Origin of the sequence: Colwellia sp. BRX10-4 (assembly GCF_014077465.1) — a bacterium.
Classification (GTDB): domain Bacteria; phylum Pseudomonadota; class Gammaproteobacteria; order Enterobacterales; family Alteromonadaceae; genus Colwellia_A.
Window position 1 is genome coordinate 490798 of record NZ_JACGVZ010000001.1, and the last position, 16810, is coordinate 507607.

The following is a 16810-nucleotide window of genomic DNA, read 5'->3' on the forward strand; positions in this document are numbered from 1 at the left end:
ATTAAGGGCGATAAAGCTAATAATGTGTATGATAATAGCCATAAATAAAGACTGTAGCTTTATTTTATCTTTTTCACCCAATAGGTTATGCTTAAACTTCAGGTTAAATTCTACCCAGTAACGTATTAAAAAGCACTCAATTATTCATGAATGAACAAACCACAATATGGCAAAGGGACTATCAATCAGCTGATTTTGCTGAGCTTTGTAATGCGCTATACGAAAGAGAGTTGGGGCAGTTGAGTATAGATCCTCTTTTATCAGCCCCATTGATGCAGGGTCGATTAAAAAGTTTACCTCATTATATCAAGCGTACGGCAAATTCCATGTTACAAGTGCAAACACCTCTAAAGCTTGATGTGCAAAATGCAACTTGGTCAGCTAAACAAGGTTTACAGATGCCATTAAATGGTCAAGACAGCGAGTCAGTAAAACAGTGGTATTTATCGGCAACGTTGCATCATGGCCTAGTGGTGCCTATTGCAAAAGATGCCACGATATTATTAGACTCTATTGACAGAATTGATCTTGAGCAACAGCGTTTTCGAACCAATCTTCATGGTTGGTTTTCTTTAACTGGACTTGAACAAAACCAAGCAATAGGGCAATTACTCAAACCCAATAAGAAAGTGATGACTGCAGCTTGTAGTGGCCATTGTTGGTTAAATGCTCACCGAGCAAACCCTTTAACACCGAGTTTACGTGAGTTGTTGTTATCTTGTGCTATTAACTGGCGTAACTTTAAACAATCGTTAGCAATTTAATTTTTAAACATTATTAATGTGTTAATAATGTTTACACCAGCAAACACCCATTTATAATGGCAATCGTACTGGCACTTTTTTGACTGAATTTTAAGCTTTATATTAGGTTTTTATGCGCGCTATAACCGTACTTTTACTGGTTTTTCTGATGTTATTACAACACCGACTATGGTTTGGGAAAAACAGTGTGCCTGACTATCTAGCTTTGGAACAAGAAGTTAAACGTGAAATAGCGGACAATAACAAGCTAAAACAACGTAATAAATTATTATATGCTGATACCGACGATTTAAAATCAGGCGTCGAAGCTATTGAAGAGCGCGCCCGAAATGAGTTAGGGATGATAAAAGAAAACGAAACATTTTTTCGTGTAATACCCTCTGAAAAAAACACCATGCAAATAGATCCGGAATAACAACGTTATGCTAATTAATTCAAAAGATCTCACTCAACAATTTATTGCTGTTGTTCCTGCTGCGGGTGCAGGTAAACGTATGCAAGCAAATTGTCCTAAGCAATATTTAACTATTGATAATAAAACGATTTTAGAACACACCATTGAACGCCTGTTAAGTCATCCGTCGATAAATAAAGTCATTATCGCGCTTAGTGCAAATGATGAATATTACCCACAAACTTCATTGATCAATAATGCTCAGGTTGAAACGGTTATTGGCGGCAAAGAACGAGTTGACTCTGTACTGGCTGGATTAACAGCGATTGACCCTGAGCACTATTCTTGGGTATTGGTGCATGATGCCGCGAGACCTTGTGTTACTCATGATGATATTTCAACGTTAATTGCTCGTTGCCTAGCAAAAGAAGTGGGTGGATTATTAGCTGCACCGGTGCGAGACACCATGAAACGATCGGTTTTGAGTACGTTAAATGGTCCGCAAGTTTTGTCAACGGTAGCGCGAGAGCATTTATGGCACGCGCTAACACCACAAATGTTTCCCGTGCGAGAATTAAAAGCCGCGATTATTAATGGCCTTAATCAGGGAGCTGAACTCACTGATGAGTCATCAGCAATTGAACGGGCTAATTTACCTAGTCTGTTAGTTTCGGCAAGCAGTGAAAATATAAAAATTACTCATCCAGATGATCTCGTTTTAGCTGCTTTTTTCTTAGCTAAGCAAAAACAACAGCAACAAAAACCAACATTACAGGAAACACCATGAGAATAGGTCACGGCTTTGATGTACACAAATTTGGTGGCAAAGGCCCTATTGTTTTAGCCGGTGTAGAAATAGATTATCCGCAAGGCTTTATTGCTCACTCGGATGGTGATGTTGCTATTCACGCTTTGTGTGACGCAATATTGGGGGCGCTTTGCTTAGCCGATATTGGTAATCACTTTCCTGATACAGATGGCCAGTATGAAAATATCGATAGTCGAATTTTATTAAAGCATGTTGTCGGTTTAATGATTGAAAAAGGCTATCAACTCGGTAATGCCGATATTACTATCGTTGCACAAGCCCCTAAAATAGCACCACATTTATTGGCGATGCGTACTTGCTTAAGTGAAGACTTACAAGCAGAGCTAGATCAAGTGAATGTAAAAGCAACCACGACTGAAAAGTTAGGTTATGCAGGTCGTAAAGAAGGTGTGGCTGTTCACGCTGTGGTCTTACTGACAAAATCTTCTGCAGCCGTTATAGAGAATAATCAATAAAATGAGCAAGTCATTACAATATTTATATACCCAACCGAATGCCACTGGTCAACTTCGTAGTGAAATGTCTGATTTTAAGGTCTTTGAAAAATTACCTTTTGAACCTTGCGGCGAAGGTGAGCATTTATTTATTCATCTGAGAAAAACTGGCGCCAATACGCTAGTTGTTGCCCGTGAGTTGGCTAAATACTTTAAGGTAAAAGAAGGTTTAGTTTCTTATGCCGGCTTAAAAGACAGATTTGCTGTTACCGAGCAGTGGTTTGGTATTCACCTACCAGGCAAAGCGATTTATGATTTAAGTAACTTAGCCATCGAAGGTGTCGAAGTTCTTTCCCAACAACGTCATAACAAAAAATTACGCATCGGTGCCTTGTCAGGTAATCACTTCGAATTAGTGTTACGTAATGTCAGTAATACCGATGATGTCTTACGCCGCTGGGCAGCAGTTAGCCAATTTGGTGTGCCTAACTACTTTGGTGAACAACGCTTTGGTATTAATGGCGGCAACCTTGAAAGAGCGTTGGAGTTATTTCAAGGTAAGAAAGTAAAAGATAAAAAGAAACGTGGCCTTTATTTATCGGCGGCTCGCTCAGAAATATTTAATCAAATAATCAGTACTCGTATTGAAAGAAATCAGTTTGAATCTTTACAAACGGGTGATGTTTTTATGTTAAGCGGCACACAGTCGGTATTTTTGGCTGATGAAATCGATGCAACCATTCGTCAACGCTTTCAAGAAAAAGATATCGACTTAACGGCTGCGCTGTGGGGCGCTGGCGAATTAATGTCGCAAGGTGAATCACAACAGCTAGAGCAACAGGTTGCCGATGGTTACGCTGACTTTTGCCAAGGTTTAGCTAAATTTGGCTTAAAGCAAGAACGACGTAGAATTAGGTTGTCGTTAACTGAAGGCAGTATAAAGTCGGTTGATGACACTATAACATTGAGCTTCTTTTTACCTTCTGGTTGTTATGCAACCACCATTTTACGTGAATTAATCAGTTATCAAGATATGACAGAGCGAGCGGTAAACTAATGAAAATATTACTCAGTAACGATGACGGTGTTCATGCTTTAGGTATTAAAGTTTTACACGACGAATTAGTAAAAATAGCTAAGGTAACGGTAGTCGCACCCGATAGAAACTGTAGTGGTGCCAGTAACTCTTTAACGCTAATGAATCCGCTACGCATTCAAACGTTAGACAATGGTTTCATTTCAGTAAACGGCACACCAACCGATTCAGTTCATCTTGGCATCAGTCAGCTGCTGACACCTGATTTAGTTGTTGCCGGTATTAACTGTGGCGCAAACCTAGGCGATGATACCTTATATTCAGGTACGGTTGCGGCGGCAACCGAAGGGCGGCACATGGGGATGCCAGCAATCGCTGTTTCCTTGGTGGGTCAAAGTGAACAAAACTACCAAACAGCTGCCGTGGTTACGGCAAAATTTATTCAACGTTTACAATCTCACCCATTAGCCGTTGATCAAATTATCAATATTAATGTCCCTGATATTCCGCTTAGTGAATTAAAAGGTATCAAGGTGACACGCTTGGGTAATCGTCATAAAGCAGAAATGATGGAAAAAACGCAAGACCCATGGCAACGTGATATATATTGGTACGGTCGATTAGGCCAAGAGCAAGATTGTGGCGAAGGTACAGACTTTCATGCTATTGCCAATGGTTATGCATCGATAACCCCGTTAACCGTTGATATGACCGCCCATGATAGTTTGGCATCGATCACTCGTTGGGTTGGCGACTTAATCATTTAAGTTACCCTTGAGTTATTGCTAAATTTTAGATAAATCACATGTTAATTTAAAATAAAAAAAATAAAAAGAGCAGGTTATGAATGTAAGGGTAGGGAGCAATGTGAGCGGTAAATCACGTCGTAGCGGCGAGCTATTAGCGCAAAAATTATACACAGAAGGGATACGTGATCAGCGAGTGTTGCAAGCAATTGCTCAATCACCTCGTCATATTTTTGTTCCTGAAATCTTAGCGCATAAAGCATACGACAATACGGCTTTGCCTATTGGGCAGGGACAAACTATTTCTCAACCTTATATAGTGGCAAAAATGTCAGAATTATTATTAGCGGACGGTGTCCCTGACAGCATTCTAGAAATAGGAACAGGGTCTGGTTATCAAACATCCATCCTTACACAATTGGTTGCTAAAGTTTTTTCGGTCGAGCGTATTAAGGCATTACAATGGCAGGCGAAACGTCGCTTGCAATCAATAGATTTAAATAACGTCTCAATGAAGCACGGTGATGGCTGGCAAGGTTGGAGTAGTAAGTCTCCTTTTCAAGCGATTATTGTTACTGCAGCGCCAACTGAAGTGCCTAAGGCATTACTCGAACAGCTAGCTGATGGTGGGCGCTTAGTGATACCTGTTGGCACAGATACGCAAATACTGAAAGTTATTACTCGTCATGGCGATGAGTACAAAGAACAACAAGTTGAAATGGTTAAATTTGTACCGCTTGTGCCCGGTGCGTTAATTTAATTTCATCGCTTGATATAAAAAACTGTGCGAGTACGTTACTGCCATAGCCCTAGATTTGCTGCAGAGTATTGCGGTCTTTGCATAAATAAACTAAACAATATTACTCGGTCTTTATTATCTAAAAAAGGTATGATTTAATTGAAAATTTTTTCAAAAATGTATGAATGGACACTTCGTTTTGCTGAACATAAATTTGCGCCAAGAATACTGGCACTAATAACTTTTGCTGAATCTATATTTTTCCCTATTCCCCCCGATGTGCTTTTAGCACCCATGGTGCTGGCTAAACCACATAAAGCATGGTCTTATGCAACACTAACAACGATAGCTTCAATTTTGGGAGGTTCTGTTGGTTATTTACTCGGTTATTATATGTTTGAACCTTGGATACAACCAGCAATTACCGCTTTGGGTAAGCAAGATGCTTTTGACGCCGTTGTGCTGTGGTTTCAGCAATGGGGTGTTTGGGTCGTCTTTATTGCTGGATTTTCACCGATCCCTTATAAACTATTCACAGTCAGTGCTGGCTTCTTACATATGGCTTTTCTGCCATTTTTAATCGCTTCAGCAATTGGTCGTGGGATGCGATTTTTCTTAGTTGCCGGTGTTATTCGCTGGGGAGGTGCCGCTATGGAACAAAAGATAAGACAATGGGTAGATATACTGGGTTGGCTGATTGTTGGGCTTATTATTGTGGCTTATTTTGTTTTACGTTAAATCAATACAGACAACACTAGGATGGTTTTTTGATTTTAAATCGTGAAAATTATGTTCTATTAAGTACTAAAACAATCACTTATGTGGTTTTTTTAGTGCTTAGTTTGTCTGTGGTAAGTTGTTCTTCTAACCATAAACCCGCCCCCGTTGTTGATGTTCAAGGCTCAGTTCCATTAAGTAAGCGTGTTAAAAATAGCTTAAAGGGTCGCGAGTACATCGTTAAAAAAGGTGAAACTCTATACTCTATTGCTTGGCGAGCTAATGTTGATATTAGTAGCTTAGCCACTTTTAATAATCTGGTATCTCCTTACAAAATATTCCCTGGACAAAAATTATTTTTAGTTAAAAATTCGAGCCAAGCCACTAGTAATATAGCGCGCAATGAAAAGCAGAAAAGTAACATACCAACAAGGGTAAAAAAACCTGTTGCATCAAATAAAAAGCAGGCGTATGGTAAAAATGTTAGAGGGCAAAAAGTAAACAATAAAACCTCTACAAATGGCACAGTTTTTTCTCAAAAAATAAGAAGTTGGTTGTGGCCTGCTCAAGGAAAAGTTACAGAAGGTTTTTCTACAGCAAAACAAGGTAATAAAGGAATAAACATCGCAGGTATACGTGGTGACTCGATTAAATCGACAGCTGATGGTGTGGTAGTTTATGCCGGAGATGCTTTACGAGGATACGGTCAGCTAATTATTGTTAAACATAATGATGATTACCTTAGTGCTTATGCTCATAACGATAGTATCTTAGTGAAAGAAAAACAGTCGGTAAAAGCGGGTCAGGTTATAGCGAAAATGGGTGATACAGACGCTGAAAGAGTCATGCTTCATTTTGAAGTTCGCTTTCGCGGTAAATCAGTAAATCCTATGAAGTACCTGTCTAAATAACGACAAATAATAATAATAATAAATTGGAGTTAGTGTGCATATTTAATCATTGATAGTTGGCTTTGCTAAATATCGGGAGATACATCATGGGTATAGAAAAAGAATTGGTAAGTACTAGTGTAGATAACAAAGAATCAACTAGAGCATCATCTAAAGATAGAGAAGATGTGCCATCGAATTTAGACGCCACCCAATTGTATTTAAGCGAAATTGGATTTTCTCCATTACTTAGCGCAGAAGAAGAAGTGTACTTTTCTCGCCTTGCCCTTAAAGGTGATGAACCCTCAAGAAAACGTATGATCGAAAGTAATCTGCGTTTAGTTGTTAAAATTTCCCGTCGTTATAATAATCGTGGTTTACCCCTACTTGACCTTATTGAAGAAGGTAACTTAGGTTTAATCCGCGCGGTAGAAAAATTTGATCCCGAACGTGGATTTCGTTTTTCAACTTATGCAACATGGTGGATACGTCAAACAATTGAACGTGCCATTATGAATCAAACACGTACTATTCGTCTCCCTATCCATGTCGTTAAAGAACTCAATATTTATTTACGCACTTCGCGTGAATTAGTGCAAAGGCTTGATCACGAACCTACTGCAGAAGATATTGCTGAAGCGCTTGATGTGCCAGTCGCTAATGTCACTAAAATGTTGCGTCTAAATGAACGTATGACCTCAGTCGATTCACCCTTCGGTGGTGAAAACGATAAAGTATTACTTGATGTGATCCCTGATGATAAAAGTGGTGGTCCAGAAGGTAGCTTGCAAACATCCGATATTAAAAATAATATTATCCACTGGTTAAACGAACTTAACTCTAAGCAACGTGAAGTACTTGCCCGTCGTTTTGGTTTATTAGGATATGAAGCGGCAACATTAGAAGATGTTGGTGTAGAAATTGGTTTAACACGTGAACGTGTTCGTCAAATTCAAGTTGAAGCGCTTAAGCGTTTACGCGATATTTTAAGTCAACAAGACTTATCGATTGAAGCTTTGTTTCAAGCGTAGATATTTTAGCTTCGATAAAAAAACCAGCAATTGCTGGTTTTTTTTACTTATTATTAAGAGCTAAATTTTGCTTTTAAACTCAAATAATAAATCCAATGCTTGTTTGGGGGTTAAATCGTTTACATCAATTGATGACAATGATTCGAGTACGGGGTGAGTGTTATCAATAAATGAAAGTTGCTCGAAGGGTTGTTGTTCAACATTGATAACAGAAGGAGCTTGTTGTCTTTCCAGTTCAGCCAAGCGTTGTTTAGCCCGTTGAATAACGGTCTTGGGCACACCAGCAAGTTGTGCAACCTGTAAGCCAAAGCTCTTACTTGCAGCGCCTTCTTGAACGGTATGCATAAAGACGATGGTATCACCATGTTCAACCGCATCTAAATGAACATTAACCAAGCTTGGTATCTGATCGGCTAACAGAGTTAGCTCAAAATAATGGCTAGCGAATAAAGTAAAGGCTTTAGTTTTAATCGCCAGCATTTCAGCGCACGCCCAAGCAAGAGATAAACCGTCATAAGTACTGGTTCCTCTGCCTATTTCATCAAGTAACACTAAACTTTTTTCTGTTGCATTATGGAGAATGTTTGCGGTTTCTGTCATTTCAACCATAAAGGTTGAACGACCACTCGCTAGGTCGTCAGAAGCACCAATACGGGTGAATATTCGATCAACCATACTAATATTTGCCGCATCAGCAGGGACATAACAACCAATATGAGCCAATAAAACAATGAGCGCTGTTTGGCGCATATAGGTAGATTTACCGCCCATATTAGGACCCGTAATGATCAACATCTTACGTTCATTATTTAATGTGACTGGGTTAGCGATAAAGGGCTCACTAGTCATTAACTCAACGACAGGATGACGACCGGCTTTGATCTCAATACCGTCATTTTGGCTTAGACTTGGTTTAACATAATTTAGGCTTTCTGCACGTTCTGCAAAGGTATTTAAAACGTCTAGTTCTGCGACAGCTTGAGCAAGTAATTGCAGTTTTTCTAAATCAGGTAATACTAAATCGAACAATTCATCATATAAACGTTTTTCTAAGGCGAGAAACTTACTCTGTGCACTGAGTACTTTTTCTTCGTGTTGCTTTAGTTCATTGGTAATAAAACGTTCGTTATTTTTTAAGGTTTGTCGGCGAATATAATCATCAGGTACATCGTTCGCGGCAGTACGACTCATTTCAATAAAGAAGCCATGAACCCTGTTATAACCTACTTTTAAGGAACTAATACCCGTACGTTCTTTTTCACGTGCTTCGAGTTGGGCAAGAAATTCAGTTGCGCCATCACTTAAGTCACGTAACACATCAAGTTCTTCATGATAGCCTTTGGCAATAACGCCACCATCACGGATAAGAACGGGTGGGTTTTCAACTAAAGCATGCTGCAATAAGTCGTGTAAGTTGGGTATTGGAAAGCTTTTTGATGCTAATTCAGTGATATGTGCTTGCTGACAAGTTTGTAAATGTTGCTGAAGTTCAGGCAATTGACTTAAAGCATTACGTAAGCGAGCAAAATCTCTTGGACGTGCAGAGCGTAAGGCAATGCGAGAAACAATACGCTCAATATCACCAAAAGATTTAAGTTGGCTAAATAATTCAGTCGTTAAATCTTGTGACAACAGTTCACTAATTGCATTTTGACGTGCAGTTAATATGTTTAAATCACGTAAAGGAAAATGTAACCAACGTTTTAGTAATCTAGAACCCATTGGTGTCGCTGACTTGTCTAATACCGATGCTAGAGTATTTTCAAAGCCACCTTGTAAGTTTTGCGTGAGTTCTAAATTACGACGAGTTGCCGCATCTAAAATGACACCAGAAGCAGAAGACTCACAAATAATGGCTCGAATGTGAGGAAGCGCACTGCGTTGACATTCCTTTACATATTGAAATAAACAACCAGCGGCCATTAAGCCTAATAATTTATCACCAACACCAAAACCAGAAAGTTCTTTAGTGCCAAATTGTGTATTGAGTAAATTAGTAGCTGTGTCTAAATCAAACTCCCATTCAGGTCTTCTTCTTAATCCTTGATAGCCTTTTAGTAACTCTGGCGCTGAGAACGATTCACTGTATAGTAATTCAGCAGGAGATAAACGCTGTAGTTCAGCTTGTAACTGTTCAATGGTATTTGGCTCAGTCAGTACAAAGCGGCCACTGGTCATATCAAGATAAGACAGCCCAAAGCGTTGCGATGACTTATTATTACCTTCACTTACCGCAACAATTAGGTTGTCATGCTTATCAAGTAATAATGCTTCATCACTCACCGTACCTGGAGTAATAACCCTAACAACTTTACGTTCAACAGGGCCTTTGCTGGTTGCTGGGTCACCAATTTGTTCACAAATGGCAACAGATTCACCCAGTTGTACTAATTTTGCTAGATAATTCTCCACCGCATGATAGGGAACGCCCGCCATAGGTATTGCATTGCCACCTGTCTTGCCGCGAGCGGTTAATGAAATATCGAGCAAATCAGATGCTTTTTTTGCATCATCAAAAAATAATTCGTAAAAGTCACCCATGCGATAAAAAATTAAAATATGAGGGAACTCAGCTTTAATGGTTAAGTACTGGCGCATCATAGGGGTGTGTGAGGATAAGTCTAAGTTTGCTGTCGTCATTTCTATGCGGTAACTCATAAGTTCAATGAAAGAGTAAGGTGGCAATTATGTCATAACTGGCAAATTTAGACTCTATTTATTTAACTAAAATTTTTACTGAATACGATAATATTTATGTGATGATTTTATACTAACAATATAAATAGTAACTTTTTGGTGAGCAATGGTTGAAAGTTATCTTTGTTGGTTATTTTATTATTTATCAATAACTTAAAAGTCACATTTTTTTGTTTTTTGATAATAAAATGAAAATAGTTGTAAAAAAGCTTGATACTGTATGATCATACAGTATACTTGCCTCATCAAACGAAATCTTAGTAACATCGGCGGAATAAATATGAAAGATGATAAAGAAAAAGCATTAGCAGCAGCATTAAGTCAAATCGAAAGACAATTTGGTAAAGGCTCAATTATGAAGCTTGGTGATAACAACACCATGGATGTTGAAACCATTTCTACAGGTTCATTAGCGCTTGATGTTGCATTAGGTGCTGGTGGCTTGCCACTTGGGCGTGTTGTTGAAATTTATGGTCCTGAATCAAGTGGTAAAACAACGTTAACGCTTGAAGTTATTGCTGAAGCTCAGCGTAATGGTAAAGTTTGTGCATTCGTTGATGCCGAGCATGCATTAGACCCAATTTATGCTGAAAAGCTAGGTGTTAATATTAATGAGTTACTTGTTTCTCAGCCTGATACCGGTGAGCAAGCGTTAGAGATTTGTGACATGCTAACGCGTTCAGGTGCTATTGACGTTATTGTTGTCGATTCTGTTGCTGCCCTTACACCCAAAGCTGAAATTGAAGGCGATATGGGCGACTCGCATATGGGTTTACAAGCTCGTATGCTCTCACAAGCAATGCGTAAGTTAACGGGTAATCTGAAAAAATCAAATACCATGATTATTTTTATTAACCAAATTCGTATGAAAATTGGTGTGATGTTTGGTTCCCCTGAAACCACAACGGGTGGTAATGCACTTAAATTTTATGCTTCTGTTCGTTTAGATATTCGACGTATTGGTGCTGTAAAAGCAGGCGACGAAATTATTGGTAACGAAACCCGCGTAAAAGTAGTTAAAAACAAAATAGCGCCTCCCTTTAAACAAGCTGAATTTCAGATTTTATATGGCCAAGGTATTAATAGCTTAGGTGAATTAATTGATTTAGGTGTTTTGCATAACATGGTTGAAAAAGCTGGTTCTTGGTATAGCTACAATGGCGATCGCATTGGTCAAGGTAAAGCAAATGCAGCTAAATCTTTAGCAGAAAAACCTGCAATGGCAAAAGAGCTTGATAAGCGTTTACGCGACTTACTGTTAATTAAAAGTGTAAGAGCAAGTGAGAAACCACCTAAAGAAGATAAAGAAGAAGAAGCTGTAGAATAAACATTAAAAGTTTAAACTATTATTAAGCCACTGTATTTACAGTGGCTTTTTTATATTTAATTAATGATTTTTTTCTCTTGTTTCATTTTTATTTAATAGGCTGATAGCCTATTTACTGACCGAATACCTCCCCATTTTTCTACGTAACACTCTATTAGGCTAGTTACACCAATATTTACTCGCTAAGGCTATAGATGACAAATAATATTAACGTAAAAAACATTATAGACGTCTATACGTTTAGATGTTGACATAGCTAAAAATACACGTACCATAAAATGATAATATTTATATATCCGTTATCATTCGTAGTGCTTGAGTTAGTCGAAACCTGTATGTTGATTGGTAGCCAGAATATAAGTTAATAAATGAAAGTAGAGAACGAAGTGTTCATGCTTGTTTGACATTATTTGATTAGGTAAACGCTATGCCCATTAAAATTCCAGATTTATTACCTGCTTTGTCTATTTTAGGTGAAGAAAATATTTTTGTAATGTCTGAGCGTAGAGCGGCAAGTCAAGAAATTCGCCCAATGAAAGTGGCTATTCTCAATCTAATGCCTAATAAAATTGAAACAGAAGTTCAAATATTACGGGTATTGTCTAATACACCTTTACAAATAAATGTCGATTTTGTGCGTATTCACGCCAATGAATCCAAACATACGCCAAAAGAGCACTTAGATGATTTTTACCGTCTCTTTGATGACATTAAGAATACTCAATACGATGGCTTAATTATAACCGGTGCACCATTGGCGTTAATGGAATACGAAAAAGTAACTTTCTGGGATAAAATTTGTGAAATATTTGATTGGGCTGAAGAAAATGTCACTTCAACAATGTTTTCTTGTTGGGCTGCTCATGCCGCTCTATATCATCACTATGGATTACGACGACATTTAAGAAAAGAAAAATTATCCGGTGTATTTCAGCATAGCCCCATCGACCAAAAAGAACAGCTTACCCGCGGCTTTGAAGAATTTTTTAATGTCCCACACTCACGATTTGGATATATTGATAAGTCTGATTACCTGTCAATTCCTGAATTAAAGATTATTGCTGAATCTCCACAAGCAGGCGTTTATGTCGTCGCGAGCAAAAATAAACAGCAGGTCTATTTAACCGGCCATCCAGAATATGACTCAACCACATTAGATGAAGAGTTTCAACGTGACCTTAAGGCTGATGTTGATGCAGTTATGCCCAACAATTATTACATTGATGGTGACATAACAAAAGTGCCACACAGTTCATGGCGTAGTCATGCCAGTTTATTATTTACTAATTGGTTAAACTATTATGTCTATCAGATCACACCGTACAAGCTAGACGCAACAAATATTAAAGCAATACATCCAGATGCAGAAATATAAACAGTGTCGGATATATGTAGCCATCAAATTAAGTTTGAAAGTAAAAGTAGAGAAATCGTATGAAAAAATCAGCATCGTTTAGTCGTCTTGAGCAACAAATACAAAAAAGAATTCTTATTTTAGATGGTGCTATGGGAACAATGATCCAAGCCTATAAATTTGAAGAGCAAGATTATCGTGGTGAACAATTTGCTGATTGGCATCTTGATGTCAAAGGCAATAATGATATGTTAGTGCTTACACAACCCGAGGTAATTAAAGCTATTCACTATGAATACCTTGAAGCGGGTGCTGATATTCTTGAAACGAATACTTTTAACGCCACCACGATTGCGATGGCAGATTACGATATGCAGTCGTACAGTGCGGCAATAAATTTAGCTGCGGCACAAATAGCCCGTGCAGCAGCGGATGAATTTACCGCTAAAAATCCTGATAAGCCTAGGTTTGTTGCCGGTGTTTTAGGGCCAACCAACAGAACATGTTCTATTTCACCCGATGTTAACGATCCGGCTTATCGTAATGTGACTTTTGATCAGTTAAAAGATGCCTATATAGAATCAACTAAAGCACTGATTGAAGGTGGCTCAGATATTATTCTTATCGAGACTATTTTCGATACCTTAAATGCTAAAGCCGCTGTTTTTGCGGTAGAAACTGTTTTTGATGAATTACAGTTACGTTTACCAGTAATGGTGTCTGGTACTATTACTGATGCATCAGGTAGAACATTATCTGGGCAAACAACTGAAGCTTTTTATAATTCATTACGCCACGCAAAACCTATTTCATTTGGTTTGAACTGTGCATTAGGTCCGGTTGAACTAAGACAATATGTGGCAGAATTGAGTCGAATATCAGACTTTGCTGTTTCAGCTCATCCTAATGCAGGCTTGCCTAATGCCTTTGGTGAATACGATTTCAGCGTCGAAGATATGAATGTTCATGTCAACGAGTGGGCTGAGTCGGGATTCCTTAACATTATTGGTGGCTGTTGTGGTACAACGCCGGCGCATATAAAAGGTATGGCCGATGCGGTTGCCAATGTAACACCTAGGGAAATTAGCGCCAGGAAAATTGCTTGTCGTCTGTCCGGGCTTGAAGCGTTAACCCTAGATGAAACTTCATTGTTTGTTAACGTTGGCGAACGAACTAATGTTACTGGCTCTGCTGTATTTAAACGCTTAATTACCGAAGAAAATTACGAACAAGCGGTCGCAGTTGCCCTGCAACAAGTTGCCAATGGCGCGCAAATTATAGATATAAATATGGATGAAGGCATGCTTGATTCAAAAGCGGCGATGATCCGTTATTTGAACTTAATTGCTGGTGAGCCAGATATCGCGAAAGTGCCTATTATGCTTGATTCTTCTAAATGGGATATTTTAGAAGAAGGCTTGAAATGTATTCAGGGCAAAGGGGTTGTTAACTCAATCAGCTTAAAAGAGGGCGAAGAAAACTTCCGTAAACAAGCTGAACTTTTACGCCGTTATGGCGCGGCTGTTATTGTGATGGCCTTCGACGAACAAGGTCAAGCAGACACACGGGTACGTAAGTATGAAATATGTAAACGTGCTTATGAAATTTTAGTCAATGAAATAGGCTTTCCTGCAGAAGACATTATTTTTGATCCGAATATTTTTGCGGTAGCAACCGGTATCGAAGAGCATAATAACTATGCAGTAGATTTTATTGAAGCGGTTGCCGATATAAAAGAAAACCTGCCTCATGCGATGATTTCGGGCGGTGTTTCTAACGTGTCATTTTCATTTCGTGGTAATAACCCAGTACGTGAAGCGATTCATGCGGTGTTCTTATACCACGCAATAAAAAATGGTATGGACATGGGCATTGTAAATGCAGGTCAGTTAGCTATTTATTCAGATATTCCTGACGATCTCCGCCTTGCTGTCGAAGATGTTATACAAAATAGTGATGACGACGCAACAGAACGCTTACTTGATGTGGCTGAGTCTTATCGCGGGCAAGCGGGGAGCAAAAACAATAAGGCTGATTTAACCTGGCGTGAGCTACCGATTAAAGAGCGTTTAGAATACTCTTTGGTTAAAGGCATTAATGAATTTATTGTCGAAGATACTGAAGCAGCAAGGCTAGTGGCTGAACGACCTCTTGATGTCATTGAAGGACCATTAATGGATGGTATGAATATCGTTGGCGATTTATTTGGTGCTGGCGAAATGTTTTTGCCACAAGTGGTAAAGTCAGCCCGCGTGATGAAACAAGCTGTTGCTCATTTAAATCCATTCATTGAAGCTGAAAAAACTGAAATAAAATCAAACGGTAAAATCTTACTGGCAACAGTAAAGGGTGATGTCCACGATATTGGTAAAAATATAGTCGGTGTTGTTTTGCAATGTAACAACTACGAAATTATTGATTTAGGTGTCATGGTTTCTTGTGATGATATCTTGCGTGTGGCGAAAGCCGAAAAAGTCGATGTGATTGGATTATCAGGTTTGATAACACCGTCACTTGATGAAATGGTGCATGTCGCTAAAGAAATGAAACGTCTTAATTTTGACTTGCCGTTACTTATTGGTGGCGCGACAACATCAAAAGCTCATACTGCCGTTAAAATAGAGCAACAATATCAACATCCGGTGATATATGTGCCTAATGCATCGCGTTCAGTTTCAGTCGTTAGTACCTTACTTTCAGATGATAGTGAGAAACGTGTGGCATTTTTAGCGCGTCAAGATGATGAATATGTGCGGGTGCGTGAGCGTCATTATAAAAAAGGACCACGTTCAAGCTTAATATCACTAGAAGATGCACGCGCTAATGCTGCGCCGATAAGTTTTGAAAACTATACCCCTAAAATACCCAATAAACTTGGTATTACGGTACTTGATAATCTTGATTTAAATGTCATTCGAAACTACATCGATTGGACGCCATTTTTCATGACCTGGCAATTATCAGGCAAATATCCGCTTATTTTACGACACGAAGTGGTCGGCGAAGAGGCAACTAATCTATTTAATGATGCTAATGCTTTATTAGACGATATTATTAACAGTAAAAAGTTAACGGCAAAAGCGGTTTTTGGTCTGTTTCCAGCTCATCGTCAACAAGATGATTTAATATTGTTTGCAGATGAAAACCGAGATAAACCATTGATGAAATTACATCAATTACGTCAACAAAGTAAAAAACCAGCAGGGCAGTTTAACCGTTGTTTGGCTGATTATATCGCCGATAAAACGTCGGGTATTAAAGATTATGTTGGTGCTTTCGCGGTATCTGCTGGTTATGGTTGTGATGACCTAGTGAAGGAGTTCGCCGCTCAACATGATGACTACAATAGTATTTTAGTTAAAGCTGTTGCCGACCGATTAGCAGAAGCGAGTGCTGAATATCTCCATGAAAAAATTCGCAAAGAATACTGGGGATATGCCCCACAAGAGTCGCTTGCTAATGATGATTTAATTCGTGAAAAATATCAAGGTATTAGACCTGCGCCGGGTTATCCTGCCTGTCCAGAGCATACTGAAAAAGGTTTGTTGTGGGAACTACTCAATGTTGAAGAAAACATCGGCATGGAGCTCACCTCAAGTTTTGCCATGTGGCCTGGAGCCGCGGTTAGTGGTTGGTACTTTGCTCATCCAGAATCAAAATACTTTGCGGTCGCTAAAGTCGCTAAAGACCAAGTGATTAATTATGCTACTCGCAAAGGGATGACATTGCCACAAGCAGAGCGTTGGCTGTCAGCTAACTTGGATTATGAACCTGAGTAATTAATATAGCCATTATCAATTAGTTTATACGGCAACGGTCTTAAATCTCTATAAAGTAGGTTTAAGGCCGTTG

The 16810-nt window shown here is 38.8% G+C and carries 14 protein-coding genes; 13 read left to right on the plus strand and 1 reads right to left on the minus strand.

The window, feature by feature from the left end:
• Window positions 1-146 precede the first annotated feature (146 nt).
• From H4J67_RS02255 to rpoS, 10 genes are all read left to right on the plus strand, one after another.
• Window positions 147-764, plus strand: a complete 618-nt coding sequence (locus tag H4J67_RS02255; RefSeq protein WP_182176044.1) for a hypothetical protein — start codon at window positions 147-149, stop codon at window positions 762-764.
• A gap of 112 nt (window positions 765-876) precedes the next feature.
• Complete coding sequence (gene ftsB / locus H4J67_RS02260) at window positions 877-1179, plus strand: cell division protein FtsB (RefSeq protein WP_182176043.1); 303 nt, start codon at window positions 877-879, stop codon at window positions 1177-1179.
• A 7-nt stretch (window positions 1180-1186) separates the two neighbouring features.
• Window positions 1187-1945, plus strand: coding sequence for a 2-C-methyl-D-erythritol 4-phosphate cytidylyltransferase (ispD, locus tag H4J67_RS02265; protein ID WP_182176042.1), 759 nt, complete (start codon window positions 1187-1189; stop codon window positions 1943-1945).
• Complete coding sequence (gene ispF, locus H4J67_RS02270; RefSeq protein WP_070374503.1) at window positions 1942-2442, plus strand: 2-C-methyl-D-erythritol 2,4-cyclodiphosphate synthase; 501 nt, start codon at window positions 1942-1944, stop codon at window positions 2440-2442. Before ispD ends, ispF begins: the two co-directional genes overlap by 4 nt.
• 1 nt (window position 2443) lies before the next feature.
• On the plus strand, window positions 2444-3478 hold the full coding sequence (gene truD / locus H4J67_RS02275) for a tRNA pseudouridine(13) synthase TruD (protein WP_182176041.1): 1035 nt from the start codon (window positions 2444-2446) through the stop codon (window positions 3476-3478).
• Complete coding sequence (gene surE, locus H4J67_RS02280) at window positions 3478-4224, plus strand: 5'/3'-nucleotidase SurE (RefSeq protein ID WP_182176040.1); 747 nt, start codon at window positions 3478-3480, stop codon at window positions 4222-4224. Before truD ends, surE begins: the two co-directional genes overlap by 1 nt.
• 76 nt (window positions 4225-4300) lie before the next feature.
• On the plus strand, window positions 4301-4963 hold the full coding sequence (locus H4J67_RS02285; RefSeq protein WP_182176039.1) for a protein-L-isoaspartate(D-aspartate) O-methyltransferase: 663 nt from the start codon (window positions 4301-4303) through the stop codon (window positions 4961-4963).
• A gap of 138 nt (window positions 4964-5101) precedes the next feature.
• Complete coding sequence (locus tag H4J67_RS02290; protein WP_182202760.1) at window positions 5102-5680, plus strand: YqaA family protein; 579 nt, start codon at window positions 5102-5104, stop codon at window positions 5678-5680.
• 29 nt (window positions 5681-5709) lie between these two features.
• Window positions 5710-6570: a peptidoglycan DD-metalloendopeptidase family protein gene (locus H4J67_RS02295; protein WP_220471606.1), complete on the plus strand. Its 861-nt coding sequence runs from the start codon at window positions 5710-5712 to the stop codon at window positions 6568-6570.
• Between the two features lie 86 nt (window positions 6571-6656).
• Window positions 6657-7580: an RNA polymerase sigma factor RpoS gene (rpoS, locus tag H4J67_RS02300; RefSeq protein WP_182176037.1), complete on the plus strand. Its 924-nt coding sequence runs from the start codon at window positions 6657-6659 to the stop codon at window positions 7578-7580.
• A 60-nt stretch (window positions 7581-7640) separates the two neighbouring features.
• Here the strand turns inward: rpoS and mutS are convergent, their stop codons facing one another.
• Window positions 7641-10220 carry a DNA mismatch repair protein MutS gene (gene mutS / locus H4J67_RS02305; RefSeq protein WP_182202785.1) on the minus strand — a complete coding sequence of 860 codons (2580 nt, stop codon included), beginning with the start codon at window positions 10218-10220 and terminating at the stop codon, window positions 7641-7643.
• A 337-nt stretch (window positions 10221-10557) separates the two neighbouring features.
• On the opposite strand from mutS, the gene recA reads away from it, so the two are divergent.
• The 3 genes from recA (at window position 10558) to metH (ending at window position 16737) form a co-directional block, all read left to right on the plus strand.
• Complete coding sequence (gene recA / locus H4J67_RS02310; RefSeq protein WP_182176036.1) at window positions 10558-11604, plus strand: recombinase RecA; 1047 nt, start codon at window positions 10558-10560, stop codon at window positions 11602-11604.
• A 427-nt stretch (window positions 11605-12031) separates the two neighbouring features.
• On the plus strand, window positions 12032-12979 hold the full coding sequence (gene metA / locus H4J67_RS02315; RefSeq protein ID WP_182202762.1) for a homoserine O-succinyltransferase: 948 nt from the start codon (window positions 12032-12034) through the stop codon (window positions 12977-12979).
• Between the two features lie 59 nt (window positions 12980-13038).
• Window positions 13039-16737 (plus strand): methionine synthase, encoded by a 3699-nt coding sequence (gene metH / locus H4J67_RS02320; protein WP_182202763.1) that lies wholly within the window; start codon window positions 13039-13041, stop codon window positions 16735-16737.
• Window positions 16738-16810 lie beyond the last annotated feature (73 nt).